Source organism: Acinetobacter sp. Leaf130 (genome assembly GCF_001423205.1).
GTDB classification, from domain to species: Bacteria; Pseudomonadota; Gammaproteobacteria; order Pseudomonadales; family Moraxellaceae; genus Acinetobacter; species Acinetobacter calcoaceticus.
In genome coordinates this window covers 775,860-791,667 of sequence record NZ_LMOE01000001.1, presented here as the reverse complement: position 1 = coordinate 791,667, position 15,808 = coordinate 775,860, and the positions used below count along the sequence as shown (strand labels likewise).

The window sequence follows — 15,808 nt, the reverse complement described above, 5'->3', positions numbered from 1 at the left end:
CGGCTCTCTTACTCAATATGAGAGATTTTATTAATCTCAGCAATCAAATGTGAACGGTTTAAGTTCGCAACATCAAGTGCAAACAATGCATCTAAACGACGGTTAATATGATCTACAGTCTCTTGGAAAGCTTTTAATTTTTCTTCTTTTGGCAAGTCCAAATGAGATGGATCACTTAAGCCCCAGTGTGCTTTGATTGCACCGCCTAAATAAAGTGGGCATGCTTCTTGTGCAGCAGAATCACAGACTGTAATCACAACATCTGGTTGATACTGCTCGCAGTCATCAATGGTTTTGCTCCATAGCCCATCTGTTGAAAGACCTAAGTTTTCAAGAGTTTCAATGGTTAATGGATGTACCTGTCCTGAGGGTTTACTACCTGCGCTATACGCTTTCCAACTTTCTGGTGCACGGCTATTAAATAAAACTTCCGACAAAATGCTACGACAACTGTTTCCTGTACACAAAAATAAGAATTTCATGGTCTTACTCACAATAAGTTGAAATAGAAGAAAACTGTGAAGATGATTGATTCACTAAACTTTCATCTTGGTTTCCTATAATTTTCAAAACTTCAACGGCCCAAATTGGTAAATCTGGGTTGACGCTGTAATACACCCATTGCCCTTGTCTTGAGTCAAGTAAAATGCCATGAGTACGTAATAGCGCTAAATGTCGGGAAATTTTTGGTTGGCTTAAATCAAGTTGCTCGGTCAGTTCACAAACACATATGTTTTGTTTGCTTAAAACCAATTTAAGAATGCTTAACCGAGTAGGGTCTGAAAGACACTTAAAAAAATCGACTTGAGTGATCATGTCAGCAACAATTCATATTCGTTATTGCAAATATACGGATATCCATATATAAATGCAATATCTTAATTCGACCCTGAATTTACCATGACTGAGCTAGTGAAGATTTACCATAACCCTGCTTGCGGAACCTCACGTAATACGCTAGCACTTATTCATCACGCTGGGATTGAACCCATTGTTATTGAATATTTACAGACACCTCCTAGTAAAGATGAGCTTACTCAACTCATTTCACAAGCTGGATTAACCGTTCGTGATGCAATTCGTAAAAATGTTGATCCATATAAAGATTTAGATTTGGAACAAGACCGCTGGACAGATGAACAGCTAATTGATTTTATGGTTCAGTACCCAATTTTAATCAATCGCCCGTTTGTGGTGACGTTAAAAGGTACACGTCTGTGCCGCCCTTCTGAAATTGTCCTTGATATTTTAGATTCAGAAAACTTAGGCTATTTTGCAAAAGAAGATGGTGAAGTAATCATTAATGAACAAGGTCAACGAATAAAATAATCTAAGATTCTCATAGATAAAAAGCTAAATGGCGCAATACCATTTAGCTTTTTTGTTAAATGAAAAAGGTTAAAAGTAGGACTTAATAAAAGGAAGGAGTTGTTCTCCTATCACCATGCCTAATAAACCGATTAATGCAACAAGAGGTGGAGCTGGCGACTTCACATTTAAAACATAATATAAGACACCAACGAGCAACCCTACAGCCAAAGATAATAAGTACATTTTCATGGTACATACCTTAGAGAACCAAGCCATTTAAAAAGGCAGGTTCCCATACTGTTTTATTTAAAATGCGAAACAAGAACACCCTAGTGCGCCCCAGAAAGATTTTTTATCTTTATCATTTACTGGAACATCAAGCATCCATGAGTGGCTATGTCCATGCATGCCACAACTGCTAGCACATGCACATAGCGCGCTTTCTGACTGTAAAGACTGATTTGAAGGTGCATTACGGTTTTCAGATAAACGCCATTGTCCACCAAAGCGTTTTACTGGCGACCATGTTGGTGATGCTGGTGGTAATGAAGGATCATCCTGCTTAAACTCTGCTCCGGCATATACCACTTTGCCACCTAAAACAGTGAGCACAGACTCAATCCACTGAATATCATCTGCCTCAACTTTGAAGTAGTCATCAGACAGCACGACCAAGTCAGCAAGTTCCCCTGCTGTTAGTGAACCTTTGACATCTTTTTCACCTGAAAACCATGCAGAACCTTTCGTCCAGAGCATAAGCGCTGTTTGGCGATCTAAGAGATTCTTTTCATCATACAAAGGTAAGCCGCCGACTGTTTTACCGGTACTTAGCCAATATAAACACACCCAAGGGTTATAAGATGCAACACGTGTTGCGTCTGTTCCAGCGCCCACAGGTACGCCGAGTTCTAACATTTTCTTAACTGGTGGCGTTTCCTGAGCAGCCTCGGCGCCATAGCGTTTTACGAAAATCTCACCTTGATATGCCATACGGTGTTGAATAGCAATACCACCGCCCAATGCACCAATACGTTCGATATTCCGCTCAGATACAGTTTCGGCATGGTCAATAATAAATCGGGTTGCAAATGGCTGTTTGGCATTTACTCGCTCAAAGACATTGAGTAACCGATTAATACTTTCATCATAGGTTGCATGAATACGAAATGGCCATTTCTTTTCAGATAAATGCTCTACAATGGCTTCGAGTTCACCTTCCATTTTTTCTGGTAAATCTGGACGTGGCTCATAGAAATCTTCGAAGTCACCCGCCGACCAAGTCAGGTTCTCACCCGCTCCATTCATTCTAAATAGTTCATCACCATCGCCAGGAAATGTCATTTCTGTCCAGCGACGATAATCATCAAGTTCTTGACCAGCTTTTTGAGCAAATAAGTTGTATGCAATTCGCACTGTCATTTGATTTTGGTCATGCAATTGCTTAATCACATCATAATCTTCAGGATAGTTTTGCCCACCACCACCCGCATCAATTGCAGAAGTAATACCTAATCGGTTCAATTCACGCATGAAATGACGAGTTGAATTGACTTGATCTTCAACTGGCAATTTCGGCGCTTTACCTAAGGTCGAATATAAAATCATAGCCGATGGAGTTGCGAGCAATAGCCCTGTTGGCTCACCCTTTTCATCTCGTACAATCTTACCGCCGGGCGGGTCTGGCGTGTCTTTATTAAAGCCCAATACATCAAGCGCAGCTCGGTTCAACAAAGCGCTAGCATATAAATGTAAAACAAAGACTGGAGTATCAGGAGCGGCTTTATTAATTTCTTCTAAAGTCGGTAAACGCTTTTCGGCAAACTGGAATTCAGTCCAACCACCAACCACACGTACCCATTGAGGAGCTGGTGTATTATCGGCTTGTTCCTTGAGTAAGCGTAGTGCATCCGCTACAGATGGCACACCTTCCCAGCGCAGTTCCATATTGTAGTTCAGGCCACCACGAATAATATGTAGATGACTGTCATTTAGACCCGGTATAACGCGACGACCATTTAAATCTACAACTTTGCTCGTCGCTGATGCCAGCTTCATGAGCTCATCATTTGTGCCGGTGCGTACGACTTTACCATCTGCTATGGCAATTGCTTGTACTTCTGGATTTTTAGGATCTAGTGTGGTGATTTTACCGTTTTTGAGTATGAGGTTTATTTCGGTCATTCTGAACTCCATTCTTGTGAATTATCGTTCTAAAAAATAAAGGTATAGCAACATATATATTTCATTATTCTTTTTGATTTAACACGACGGAGTCTGACCGTTTTTACATTCAATAATGGGTAGTTAATTCTGTTACTTTTCTTTCGGGAAAAGTAACCAAAACCATTGCCATCTGCAAAACTCGTTCAATTACAATCTTTTTCAGATTTTGTCCTGCCTCGAACAATTGCAGATGGCTTTTCCACTTATCAAATATAGTCAAAAATCGAATAAATCAACTTAAATATCGAAATACCCTTAACTCAACTATTTCTTATTTTGCGGGAACTGGTGCAAGTACTTCGTGTTTTGATGTGGTACGTTCAGGTGCCTTATGTACCATTGTATAAGCATAGTCCACGCCCATACCATAAGCACCAGAATGCTCACGTACAATTGCCATTACTGCATCATAAGTATCACGGTGTGCCCAATCACGCTGCCATTCAAGTAACACTTGTTGCCAAGTTACAGGAACGACACCTGCTTGAATCATGCGCTGCATAGAATAATCGTGCGCTTCTTTCGATGTACCACCTGAAGCATCCGCAACCATATAAATTTCATAATCACCTTCAAGCATGGCACCAAAAGCAAAAGTGTTATTACACACTTCAGTCCATAAACCTGAAACAATCACTTTCTTACGGTTATTTTTTGCAAGTGAATCACGTACTTTTTGGTCATCCCATGAATTCATTGAAGTACGTTCTAGTAATGGGGCATCTGGAAATACATCTAAAAGTTCTGGATAGGTATGACCAGAGAAGCTTTCAGTTTCAACCGTGGTAATGGTGACAGGAATATTGAAAGTTTTGGCTGCTTTTGCGAGACCTACCGTATTATTTTTCAATACTTGGCGGTCTATTGACTGTACCCCAAAAGCCATTTGTGGCTGGTGATCAATAAAAATAACCTGACAATTCGTTGGTGATAGTTGTTCTAAAAGTGATTTATTCATGGGTAAACTCCATTATTCCTTATGAGTAGTGCATTAAAATTGCTTACTGGTCACTATCAAAACAGATAAAAATGTAAAAGCATAGACAGCAAATCAGCACGAATCTGTATTCTGCACGAATACAATAAAAACAATGATTGCTTTTTAATTTTTATAGTTTAATCATTGATATATATTTTTTTAACTTTCGCTTATCCATGGATCGATTAGACTGTATTTCCACTTTTGTAAGTGTCGTAGAACATGGTAATTTTAGTAGTGCAGCCAGAGCACTCGATATCTCTCGTGACTTGGTTGCCAAACGCGTTTGCTACCTCGAAAATGACCTAAAAACCACACTATTAACCAGAACCACAAGACAGATGAACCTCACCTCTTGTGGAGAAAAGTTTTATCAACATAGTAAAGTCATTTTAAGTGAATTTGAATGGGCTGCCTATGAAATTAGCTACAATCAGCAGTACCCTGAAGGAGAACTCAAGCTCAATACACCAATGTCTTTTAGCAATATTTTTCTTCAAAATATAATTTCAGACTTTATTGAAAAATACCCTAGTATCAAAATTGATTTGTTCATGACCGATCAGTTATTAGACATGAATAATAATAAATTTGATTTAACAATTCGTGTAGATGGCTCTCCTCCAAATTTGGCAAATAGTAAAATATTAAATACCTATCAACGTTACTTATACGCAACGCCTGAGTATTTTAATCAGCATGGATTACCCGCCTCTTTAGAGGAACTCAAAGATCATAAATTTTTAATTTATTATCAAGATAGCCGTCATAAGAAGTTGATTTTCCAAAAAGATCAAAAAGAAGTGTCCTTTAATTGTTTCCCTGTGATGACCTGTAATAATGGTGAATTATTATTAGATATGTGCCTAAAAGATCACGGTATTGTCTTTCTTCCAGAGTTTATTGCAGAGCCTTACTACAAAGAAGGTAAATTACAGAAATGTTTGGAGGACTACACCAGTCAGCCACTTCATTTATATGTCACATGGCCAAACCGTAAAATTTTGTCGAAGAAAGTAAAACTATTTATCGATTTTTTAACACATCAAATCGTTCCTATAAAATAAGTGGTCTGGGCCTTTTCCATAAGAATTGGCCCACTTTTTTAGTTTGTTTGAGTAGCTTCAATCTTCTTATTTTTAAATAAATTTAATAAATTTTGTTCTGCTGAAGTTGTGCTGTTTTCTTCAATAAATGTCGTCGCGTAGTGTTCTAAATGTTCTTCCATCAATTGAGTTGCTCGTTTTTCATCACCTTGTTCAATGGCATCTAAAATTGCACGATGTTCATCTGCCGAGCAATTATTATGTTTTGGAATTTCATATAACCCAATTAATAACGAAGTCCTCGCAATAAGTGTCTGCAAATAACTGGTCATAATCGTATTCTGATTTGCTTCAACAAGCTTTAGGTGAAATTTACCTGATAGCTTAATCCACTCGGCCCAATTCCCAGCTAAACGCTCATGAGACTCTTGATCGACTAAAGCTCTAAGCTCACTAAAATCTAAGCTTTGAGACTTTTGTGTTAGTTTTTTCACAGTAGCAATTTCAAGCATGCTACGTGCTTCAAAGACCTCTTTTGTTTCATCAAGGCTATGTTTTGCTATGAGTGCTCCACGATTGGGCTGAATTTCGATGACCTTATCGTGTGCAAGTTTGACAAAAACACGTCTTAACACTCCTCTAGTCACACCAAATGCCTCGCATAATGGCGCTTCAACCAAGCGTGCTCCAGGTGTAAGTTGCCTATTTAAAATGGCATCTACAATTGCGTTATATATATGGTCATCAATTTCATCATTGCTCATTTCTACGGTTTTTTTTGGTGCATTCGATGGCATTGATTTCTCCATTTTTATTAACGCCCCCTCTTTTTTAAAACATCATTTAATTTGAGCAGTGTAGTCCAACTTAACCAGTTGGAAATATTTCTCTCATAAGAACAATATCTATGCTGGAAGATCTATTCAAGATTTAACATTATAAAATTCTTCCATTCCTTTAAATTTACTCATTTTTTTATAACAGATTAAGCAGACCAACTTTCATTAATTTATCCCTAAATGCCCAAACTATTAGTTGAACGGAAAAACTCACAAGCTTTGATTTCTGAATTTGGCATAACTTTTGCTCAATTAAGATTGTGCACAATTTAAATATCAAATTGCGCACAATCTTAATTTCATTCTTTTAGACAGAAGTCCAAAGCTGCTGAAAGTACCCACCATCTTAGGGAAGTGAGCGTTCAAGATGAATAATAGCGAAGCAATAATTAAACCTTCTTATGATGCAAAACTGACAAATCAAGACTTGGCTCCTTTAAAAAAGCAAACATGGGGCGCTTATAATATTTTTGCTTTCTGGATGTCTGATGTTCATAGTGTCGGCGGTTATGTCATGGCTGGGAGCCTTTTTGCACTAGGGCTCAATAGCTGGCAGGTACTTTTATCTTTACTCATCGGCATTGCAATTGTTCAGTTTTTTACAAACCTCATTGCCAAGTCTAGTCAACAAACTAGCACACCCTATCCTGTTATTTGCCGCGCAACCTTCGGTGTGCTTGGTGCAAATATTCCTGCTGTTATTCGTGGTCTTATTGCTGTCGCGTGGTATGGCATTCAAACCTATTTGGCATCAAGTGCCTTCTTATTGGTCATTTTAAAGTTCTTTCCAGAATGGTCGGTCTATGCCGATGTTTCAACTTATGGATTTCTTGGACTGTCCTTTTTAGGATGGATCGGCTTCATGCTGCTTTGGCTACTACAAGCTATTGTTTTTTGGTCTGGCATGGACAGCATTCGTAAGTTCATCGACTGGGCTGGCCCCGCGGTCTACGTTGTGATGTTTGCCATGGCAGTATGGCTCATCTGGAAAGCTGGATGGCAAAATATTGATTTAAACTTGAGCGGTGTTCAATACGACGGATTTGCGGTTGTACCTGTCATGATTGGTGCTATTGCTCTTGTTGTTTCATATTTTTCAGGACCTATGCTGAACTTTGGCGACTTCGCTCGTTACGGCAAAAGTTTTAGTGCCATTAAAATGGGCAACTTTCTTGGTTTACCCATTAACTTTCTAGGCTTTTCTTTACTTACCGTGGTTTGTATTGCAGCAACGCTACCTGTTTACGGCAAACTCATTACCGACCCAGTCGAAATGGTTGGTAAATTGGATAATACCTTTGTAGTCATTTTAGGTAGCTTGACCTTAATGATTGCGACCATCGGGATTAATATTGTCGCTAACTTTGTTTCGCCGGCCTTTGATTTTTCGAATGTTTCACCGAGCAAAATTAGCTGGCGTATGGGTGGAATGATCGCAGCAGTAGGTTCGATTTTCATCACCCCATGGAATCTGTTTAATAATCCTCAAGTGATTCACTACACCATTGATATTTTAGGTGCATTTATCGGCCCACTTTTTGGCGTATTGCTAGCTGATTTTTACTTCGTGAAAAAACAAAAAATCGTAGTAGATGACTTATATACCTTAGACCCTAAGGGTTTGTATTGGTACAAAAATGGTTATAACCGTTCTGCCTTCTATGCCTTAATTCCAGCTTCATTAATTCCTATTCTATGCGTACTTTTACCACAACTGTCTGGGCTTGCTAATTTCACATGGTTTATTGGTATGGGATTTGGTTTCGTGATCTACCGATTTCTTAACCAACCGCTTACTCATGCAAAATCTGTAATGACCAAGGTATAACTACAATGAAAATTAAAATTATTAACCCTAATACCACTCAAAGCATGACAGACAAAATTGCTGCTTCTGCAAAGATAGTGGCAGGTTCTGGTAGTCAAATTATTGCAGTGAGTCCTCAAATGGGTCCTGCAACGATTGAAAGTTATTATGATGAAGCATTAAGTGCAGTAGGTGTGCTGGAGGAAATCCGACAAGGTGAACAGCTAAATGTAGATGCCTATATTATTGCCTGTTTTGGTGACCCTGCGCTTTATGCTGCCCGTGAAATTACTTCAGCACCTGTGATTGGGATTGCTGAAGCAGCCATGCGAACTGCAAGTTATGTGAGTACTGGGTTTAGTGTGGTCACAACATTACAGCGGACAGTGAATATGAGCTGGCATCTGGCTCATCGCTATGGCGCTACGCCATTTTGTAAAAATGTTCGAGCTTGTGATATCGCAGTTGCAGAGTTGGAGCTTCCTGACGCAGACGCCTACCGAATTGTACGAGATGAGTGCAAAAAAGCACTAGTAGAAGATAAAAGCGATGCGATTGTTTTAGGCTGCGCAGGCATGAGTGATTTGTGTCTAAAGCTACAAAATGAGTTGGGAGTGATTGTTATTGACGGCGTTGCAGCAGCCGTTAAACAAGCTGAAATGTTGGTTCAGTTAAATTTAAAGACCAGCAAAGTTGGCGATTGGGCCTCACCTCCTGTAAAGAACTACACAGGCATATTGTCAGGTTTTGGAATACGCTAAAGAGTTATTGTTTCAATTCCAACTCAAAACACTGCGTTGGAATTGAAACAAAGAGAAATTAAAAGAATTAAACCTCGGCTAACTCTGGCTGTTGTTCTTCTTTATAAAATGGCACATCACCGTTAATAGTTGCACGGTGCATAATGCGATGTGCATCGCCATAATCAAATAATGCTTTATGTTGCGTGCAACGGTTATCCCAAATCGCTACATCACCATCTTGCCATTTCCAACGCAAATGAAACTGCTCTTGGGTCGCATGTTCAAACAAGAAATTAAGCAACCGTTCACTTTCTTGCTCGGATAACTCATTAATTCGAGTGGTAAAGCCTTCACTTACAAACAACAAAGGTTCACCTGTAACCGGATGGGTACGCACCACTGGGTGAACCACTGGTGGGTTACGTTTAAATGTTTGCAAAAGCTTTTCACGTTCTTCTTCGTTATGGGCAAAACGCTCAAGTGGAAAAGACTTACGAATATCATGTGTCGACGTTAAACCACGTAATTTATCCTGTAGCTCGAGCGGAAGTCCTTTAAAAGCTGCTGTATTACTCGACCATAACGTATCGCCACCTACAGGTGGAATTTTAATGGCTTGCAACACACAGCCCAATGGCGGATTTTTGCTAAAAGTCACGTCTGTGTGCCAAAGTTCATTGTCACGCAAATCTTGTTTCCAACTATCGAGCACCATCACTTCAGGTACATCTTCAATTGAAGGATAAATCGGGTGCACATGTAAGCTGCCAAAACTACGTGCCAAGTCTGCTTGTGCTTGCGGTGCCAATTGTTGCTTTCGAAAAAAAATAACCTGATGATCAAGCAAAGCCTGCTGGATTTGTTGCGTTGTCTGTTCATTTAACGCATTCAAATCAATATCGTGAATAATTGCGCCAATGGTAGGCTTGATCACTTCAATATTTAAGTTTGCTACTACTGTATTCATCTTCTTTACTACAACTGCTGACCATACCAAGGAGAAAACTGTTTTTGTAACCAACGTAAAAACAGCTCAAAACTAACTGCGACAATCGCAATCACAATAATGCCCAGAATCACCGTATCGGTAATTAAGAACTGTGCTGCCGACTGCACCATAAACCCAATACCACGGTCCGCTGCAACCAACTCCGCTGCAACCAATGTTGACCAACCTACCCCAAGACCAATACGGATACCGGTAATAATATGAGGTAAAGCTGTTGGCAAAATGACATGCCAAAATACTTGTGACTGACTTGCTCCTAGCGACAATGCCGCACGTTCACGATTAAGCTGATGGCTTAACACACCATGCGCACTGCTAATGATGACAGGCGCCAAAATCGAGAAGAAAATCAAAAGTACTTTTGTGGTTTCGCCAATACCGAACCAAATTACGAGTAATGGCAAATAAGCTAACGGCGGAATTGGACGCAATAACTCAACCAAAGGATCTAAAACTGCACGTACCCATTTGTTCAGCCCCATCCATAAACCTAAGGGAACACCAATCACCACGGCAGCAATCAAAGCTAAAAATACACGAGAGATACTGGCTGCTAAGTGTTGCCACAAGGTTGCCTTCATAAAGCCTTCTTGGCTTACCGATATAAATTTTTGCCATACTGCCTGTGGGCTAGGTAAAAACAGTTCATGTACCACATGCAAAGCAGTAATGAGAAACCAGATCGCAATAACACTTCCCACACTGATTATGCTTACCGCCAGAGTTCGATGTTTCTCAAAAAATGACGATAAAAATGAAGCATTTTCTGTTTGCACATCTGGCTTAAGTTTTAGCCCTGCTTTGTCATATTCATAGACGTTATCTTTAGTGCTCATGTGGTTAACGCCTCCTTACCGCTTTGTTTTTGTGCCCTTAAACTTTCAAATAGCTGTTCTCTAAGCTGAATAAATTGAGGGTCAGATTTAATCGAGCGAATAGACTCACCCTGACGATATCGTTTAGCAAAATCGAGATGTAGAGTTTCTACAATTTTGCCTGGATGGGCTGTCATCAGAACTAACTGATTGCTGAGCAACAATGCTTCTTCAATGTCATGGGTAATTAAAAAGAAGCTTTTATTTTGCTGAATCCATAAATCGAGCACTAACTGCTGCATGTTTTCACGTGTAAAAGCATCGAGTGCTGCAAAAGGTTCATCTAATAAAATAAATGGCGCGTGACTAATCAAAGCTCTGGCAATACCAACACGTTGTTTCATACCACCAGAAAGTTCCCATATATTGGCTTTTTCAACGTGACTTAAACCCACAATTTTTAAAATTGCGCTCACTTGCGCTTCGATATCCGCACGCTTTAAACCTTTTAACTGCAAAGCGAAGCCAACATTATCTGCAACATTCAACCAAGGAAGTAATGCATGATCCTGAAACACCACAGCGCGGGTTACATCTGGTCCATTTACCACTTCATGATTTACAAGCACATCACCGGAACTTGGCTTTTGAAAACCAGCCAAGATATTAAGCAAAGTTGTTTTGCCACATCCCGACTCACCTAAAATGACAGTTAAAGAACCTTCTTCAATCGTTAGGTTAATGTCTTGTAAAACTGGCTTTTGCTGTTTAGGAAAAGTCAGATGAATATGTTTGGCTTCTAATACACTCATGACAACTCCTTAAGGCTGCAAAAATGAAGAGTTCACATTGCCTTTATAATCGGCTTTAAGTTGGTCAACTTTGCCCTGACCTTTTAAGAATTTCGCAGTATCAAAGATATTTTGCGCAAACTCGCCATCTAAGGTTTGTTTTTGCTGAGCGTGGTCAAGGTAAATATTTCCACTTAATAAAAGCGGGATATCTTTTGGATCAGAACCTGTTAACTGAGCAATTTTCTCAACGTTATCGGCATTTTTAACGTAAGCGGCTGGGTCTTGATTATATTTTTCGAGTTGCTCAAGTGTGGTTTGGACAAAAGCTTTTAAGAAATCAGGGTTTTTCTCTGCAAAGTCTTTACGTACCACCCATAAGTCATAAGTTGGAGCACCCCATTCACCCACTTGTTTTGAGTCAGTTAAAACCGTGCCAGATGCTTTAGCTTTACTTAAAGCTGGTTCCCATACATAGGCAGCATCAATATCACCACGTTCCCAAGCAGCTGAAATTTCAGGTGGACGCAGGTTAATAATTTTTACTTTGTCTTCTGGAATGTTCCAATGTTTAAGCGCAGACAATAGGCTGTAATGCGTAGTTGAAACAAAAGGTACTGCGATGGTTTTACCAATTAAATCTTGAGGGCTTTTAATGCCTGATTTATTACTTACCACTAATGCTTCAGATGCACCAAGTTTTGACGTAATTAAAAATACTTCTATCGGTAAATCACGACTCGCAGCAGCAGCAAGTGGACTTGATCCAATATTGCCAAGCACAACATCGCCTGAAGCCAGAGCGTTTACAACGTCTGAGCCGGCATCAAATTTTTTCCATTGAATGGTACGTTGACTATGCTTTTCATATTCCCCATTTGCTTGCGCCACTTTGCTTGGGTCAACCCCTGTTTGATAAGCAATGATTACGGGTTTGCTGTCGCGAACTGAAGCACTTGTATTATTGTCTTTCTTATTTTGCCATACGATAAATGCAACAATTGCTACAACCACAATTGCCGTGATAATCAACGGTTTGGTCTTTGTGCTCATAATTTCATGATCTTTCAATAATATAAGCTCATGGTATGCAGCTGGCCTTATAATGAAAAATAAAAAAATATGAGTTGCTTATCAGGTTTTTATAAATAACTTTTCCTTATAAGTTTTTATCTTTTGGTAAAAAGAAAATATCAAACAAACTTACAGGTTAGAGGTAAAATTAAAATACTTATATATCAATAATTAAAAACGATATTCAAAAAATACATGATGATGAACACCTGACACACGCCCTCTAATTATTTTATCCTACCCATTTAATCATTTTTGTTTTTGCTTATCTCAACCAGAGTTTTGCATCTAATTAATTTTCATTATTTTATATAAAGTACAGATTTTATTATCTTTTTATCTTTAATCTTCTGCAAATATTGAGATTTGGACAAATCTTTTTCTGGTTTATACATGAGGCAAATTTAATTTTAATTTTAATTTTAATTTTAATTTTTTAAGAGGAGAAAGAATCTTTTGCTTAAACATCCCAAAACTTTCAAAAAAATATTCATCGCGACGACTTTGATTACATTCAGCCTCTCAAGTTATGCAGCCCTTACCTTTGGCAATGCTGAAGAAGGCCAACTTAAAGTAAGTGGTACTGTTCGGGCTAAATATGTTTATGATTTTGACTCGGATCCCACTACCAGTAAATTCTCCTTTAACGACGCAGTATTATGGTTGGATTACAACTCTCCGAAATGGATTGGTCGTTTAGATTATCGGGTTTATGAATATTACGGGCGTTTAGGCGATGCCAATTGGCTGACCGATGCATGGATGGGTTATAAAATTAATGACAACAGTAAAATTATTGCGGGCTTAAACCCAGTTCCTTTTGGCTTGGGTCGCTTTTGGGGAAATACTTATTATTTAGGCATTGCCAATAGTGCAGGTTGGGAAGATGTGCACAACCTTGGGGTGAAATATGACTTCAATGATGGAATCAATGAAGCACAACTCGCCTTTTACCCGACCGATGGTGGCACCTATAGAGGTAAAAGCAAAGACTCAAGTCGATTTAGTATCAACCCTGTCAATGCTGATGACTCAGTACCGCAAGGCACCAATACCAAAGAAAAGAACTCGATTGTTGTTCGCGGTGCCCACACCTTTACAAATGTTCTAGGCCAAGAAAATTTCTCTACCCAACTTGGTGCCTCTGCATGGTATTCCACCATTGAAAACAAACGTTCAGGAAAAGATGGCGACCGCCAAGTGTATTCAGTTTTTAGCAATACCAATTATAACCAATGGAATTTTCAGCTTTTGGCTGGTTATCAAGACATTGATAATGCCGATACCCAATATAAAGATCATCTAACTTTGGGTGGTTTCGATTATTCATTTAACTCGGCAACCAAAGGTCAGATTTATTCAGCCGAACTGAGCTATTTATTTCCTCAGCAGTTTGGCCCGATTACCTCTGTTCGTCCGTACCTAAACTATAGTTCTTATCGAAAAGAACAAGATGGCTTTAAAGACTCCACCCGTTTTATTCCCGGCATTGCTTTTAACTATCAAAAATTGACGGTACAAGCCGAGTTGTTAATTGGCAAACATGATCCATATTTAGGCGATAGCGAAGGTCTTGCAGCTGGTGGAACTAACGATAAATGGAATAAAAAAGCGTTTGTGATTTTTGCTTATTATTTCTAACCCAAAAAATAAAGGCCAACACATGTTGGCCTTTATTTTTTATCTAAAAATTTAGATTTAACTAATCAATTACAGGTGAATTATTAAGTGGAAGTTCTCGACTGTTTTCATCAATCACATCAACATCTTGAGCGGTAGGCTCAAACTTAATAAGTAGTCCAATCACAATTAGAGGAATAAATGCAAAGATAGAAATAATCAGATAAACATCCGTTTTATAACCCGCCATCCAGATTGGTAAAACAAACAAGGCAATCGCCTGAGCCACTCCAGTTACGGCACGGTTAAACCCGACACCAACGCCACGAATCGAAGCTGGATAAGCCATGGTTGGATAAACCATCATTTGCGCACCTGGCCCAAAACCTTCAGCAAAAAGCCATAAACCGAGCATTCCAATAGCGGTGTAGAGTAAAAAGCTATTACCCGGTTCACCAATCAATGCCAATGCAATGAGGGCAATAAACTGAAGTAAAAAGCCTGAAAGCAATACATGACGAGATTTAAATCTGCTGGCGACAAATACACCTAATAGCCCACCCGTAAATGCAAACAGTAAATTGAGTCCGAGCGTTGTAGTAATGGTCGTCAAAACATCTGTATGAAAGAACCGTGTCAAAATCGAAGGTAAAAAGAAGGCAATGGTGGTGTACTGAAATGCCACCGAAATGTGAATCACAATGGCCACTATGGTTCTTGGCAAATAAGTTTTATTGAATAAAACTGCAAAACCCTCACGCTTTTTCTTTTCAGCAGTTCTTTCTACTTTTTCAACTGTAGCCACTGCATTAATTGCATAGGACTCTTGTAAAACTTTAGCCGCCCCTTTTAAATCACCTTGGTTTGCAAGCCAGATTGGTGATTCAGTTAAATATTTACCACGAATGAAAATAATGAGTAGCGCAGGTACTGCTCCAAAAATTAAAGATGCTCGCCATAACCAGTTGCTATGCTCGGGCGGTAAAAGAAAATAAAGCGCTAAAACCAGACCAAAGCAGACAGAAGAAGCCGCATACCACATTGGGCACCATGCCGCTAAACGGGCAGCTTTATTACTACTTCCGTTAAACTTGGAAAATTCAGATAAGTAGGACATTGCCACAGGCAAATCAATACCGACACTAATTCCCATAATAAATCTGGCTAAAATTAAAACCCAAACATTTGGTGCAAAGCCTGCGACAATTGCCGCAATGACAAAGAGCACCATGTCAGCCATAAATACTCGATAACGGCCAATTTTATCTGTCAACCAGCCACCAATCAGGTTACCAACAATGGTTCCACAGACAATTGCTGAAGCCACCACACCCGTCATAACAGGGCTTAAAGAAAACTCTGAGATGACTTGCTCAATACCAAAGGACAGCGTTGTTAAATCATAGGCATCAATAAATACCCCAATCAGTGCCAACCAAATAACTTTATTCGATTTACCCTTCCCTGCAAATTTGGAAATTAATTGTGAAACATCATCGGGAGATTTAATTTCATAACGGTGGTTATGATCGAGTTCTTGTGTGCTCACTT

The 15,808-nt window shown here is 39.2% G+C and carries 16 protein-coding genes; 5 read left to right on the top strand and 11 right to left on the bottom strand.

All coding sequences use genetic code 11. The features are described from left to right. Positions 1-8: 8 nt before the first annotated feature. Both ASF86_RS03325 and ASF86_RS03320 read right to left on the bottom strand, forming a co-directional pair. Positions 9-482 carry an arsenate reductase ArsC gene (locus ASF86_RS03325; protein ID WP_003651285.1) on the bottom strand — a complete coding sequence of 158 codons (474 nt, stop codon included), beginning with the start codon at positions 480-482 and terminating at the stop codon, positions 9-11. A 4-nt stretch (positions 483-486) separates the two neighbouring features. Then, on the bottom strand, positions 487-816 hold the full coding sequence (locus ASF86_RS03320; RefSeq protein WP_017390488.1) for an ArsR/SmtB family transcription factor: 330 nt from the start codon (positions 814-816) through the stop codon (positions 487-489). A gap of 84 nt (positions 817-900) precedes the next feature. On the opposite strand from ASF86_RS03320, the gene arsC reads away from it, so the two are divergent. Further along, entirely contained in the window at positions 901-1,329 is a 429-nt protein-coding gene (arsC, locus tag ASF86_RS03315) for an arsenate reductase (glutaredoxin) (RefSeq protein WP_056479427.1), read from the top strand. A gap of 69 nt (positions 1,330-1,398) precedes the next feature. On the opposite strand, the gene ASF86_RS19000 is transcribed toward arsC, so the two are convergent. The 3 genes from ASF86_RS19000 to ASF86_RS03305 all read right to left on the bottom strand — a co-directional run bounded on the left by ASF86_RS19000 (position 1,399) and on the right by ASF86_RS03305 (position 4,492). Next, positions 1,399-1,560, bottom strand: a complete 162-nt coding sequence (locus ASF86_RS19000; RefSeq protein WP_081407535.1) for a DUF1427 family protein — start codon at positions 1,558-1,560, stop codon at positions 1,399-1,401. A 57-nt stretch (positions 1,561-1,617) separates the two neighbouring features. Beyond that, a complete protein-coding gene (locus ASF86_RS03310; RefSeq protein ID WP_056479424.1) occupies positions 1,618-3,492 on the bottom strand; it encodes an amidohydrolase in 1,875 nt (624 codons plus the stop codon). 313 nt (positions 3,493-3,805) lie between these two features. Beyond that, the gene (locus ASF86_RS03305) at positions 3,806-4,492 is read right to left on the bottom strand and encodes a hydrolase (RefSeq protein ID WP_003651277.1); all 687 of its coding nucleotides are present in this window, start codon (positions 4,490-4,492) and stop codon (positions 3,806-3,808) included. A 197-nt stretch (positions 4,493-4,689) separates the two neighbouring features. On the opposite strand from ASF86_RS03305, the gene ASF86_RS03300 reads away from it, so the two are divergent. Then, entirely contained in the window at positions 4,690-5,580 is an 891-nt protein-coding gene (locus tag ASF86_RS03300; protein ID WP_056479422.1) for a LysR family transcriptional regulator, read from the top strand. Between the two features lie 38 nt (positions 5,581-5,618). Here ASF86_RS03300 and ASF86_RS03295 read toward each other — a convergent pair whose 3' ends face one another. Continuing rightward, positions 5,619-6,368: a GntR family transcriptional regulator gene (locus ASF86_RS03295; protein ID WP_056479419.1), complete on the bottom strand. Its 750-nt coding sequence runs from the start codon at positions 6,366-6,368 to the stop codon at positions 5,619-5,621. A 397-nt stretch (positions 6,369-6,765) separates the two neighbouring features. Between ASF86_RS03295 and ASF86_RS03290 the strand changes: the two genes are divergently transcribed. Both ASF86_RS03290 and ASF86_RS03285 read left to right on the top strand, forming a co-directional pair. Continuing rightward, on the top strand, positions 6,766-8,226 hold the full coding sequence (locus ASF86_RS03290) for an NCS1 family nucleobase:cation symporter-1 (RefSeq protein ID WP_056479417.1): 1,461 nt from the start codon (positions 6,766-6,768) through the stop codon (positions 8,224-8,226). A gap of 5 nt (positions 8,227-8,231) precedes the next feature. Then, positions 8,232-8,966, top strand: a complete 735-nt coding sequence (locus tag ASF86_RS03285) for an aspartate/glutamate racemase family protein (protein ID WP_056479415.1) — start codon at positions 8,232-8,234, stop codon at positions 8,964-8,966. 67 nt (positions 8,967-9,033) lie between these two features. On the opposite strand, the gene tauD is transcribed toward ASF86_RS03285, so the two are convergent. The 4 genes from tauD to tauA are packed head-to-tail and all read right to left on the bottom strand — an operon-like array spanning position 9,034 to position 12,634. Next, positions 9,034-9,915: a taurine dioxygenase gene (gene tauD, locus ASF86_RS03280; RefSeq protein WP_056479413.1), complete on the bottom strand. Its 882-nt coding sequence runs from the start codon at positions 9,913-9,915 to the stop codon at positions 9,034-9,036. Positions 9,916-9,923: 8 nt separating this feature from the next. Further along, the gene (tauC, locus tag ASF86_RS03275; RefSeq protein WP_056479411.1) at positions 9,924-10,793 is read right to left on the bottom strand and encodes a taurine ABC transporter permease TauC; all 870 of its coding nucleotides are present in this window, start codon (positions 10,791-10,793) and stop codon (positions 9,924-9,926) included. Then, positions 10,790-11,584 carry a taurine ABC transporter ATP-binding protein gene (locus tag ASF86_RS03270; protein WP_003651263.1) on the bottom strand — a complete coding sequence of 265 codons (795 nt, stop codon included), beginning with the start codon at positions 11,582-11,584 and terminating at the stop codon, positions 10,790-10,792. Before ASF86_RS03270 ends, tauC begins: the two co-directional genes overlap by 4 nt. 9 nt (positions 11,585-11,593) lie before the next feature. After that, the gene (gene tauA / locus ASF86_RS03265) at positions 11,594-12,634 is read right to left on the bottom strand and encodes a taurine ABC transporter substrate-binding protein (RefSeq protein WP_081407534.1); all 1,041 of its coding nucleotides are present in this window, start codon (positions 12,632-12,634) and stop codon (positions 11,594-11,596) included. Positions 12,635-13,093: 459 nt separating this feature from the next. Here tauA and ASF86_RS03260 point away from each other — a divergent pair, with 459 nt between their 5' ends. Continuing rightward, complete coding sequence (locus tag ASF86_RS03260; RefSeq protein WP_056479405.1) at positions 13,094-14,278, top strand: hypothetical protein; 1,185 nt, start codon at positions 13,094-13,096, stop codon at positions 14,276-14,278. A 61-nt stretch (positions 14,279-14,339) separates the two neighbouring features. On the opposite strand, the gene ASF86_RS03255 is transcribed toward ASF86_RS03260, so the two are convergent. Continuing rightward, complete coding sequence (locus tag ASF86_RS03255; protein ID WP_056479403.1) at positions 14,340-15,806, bottom strand: MFS transporter; 1,467 nt, start codon at positions 15,804-15,806, stop codon at positions 14,340-14,342. Positions 15,807-15,808: the final 2 nt, after the last annotated feature.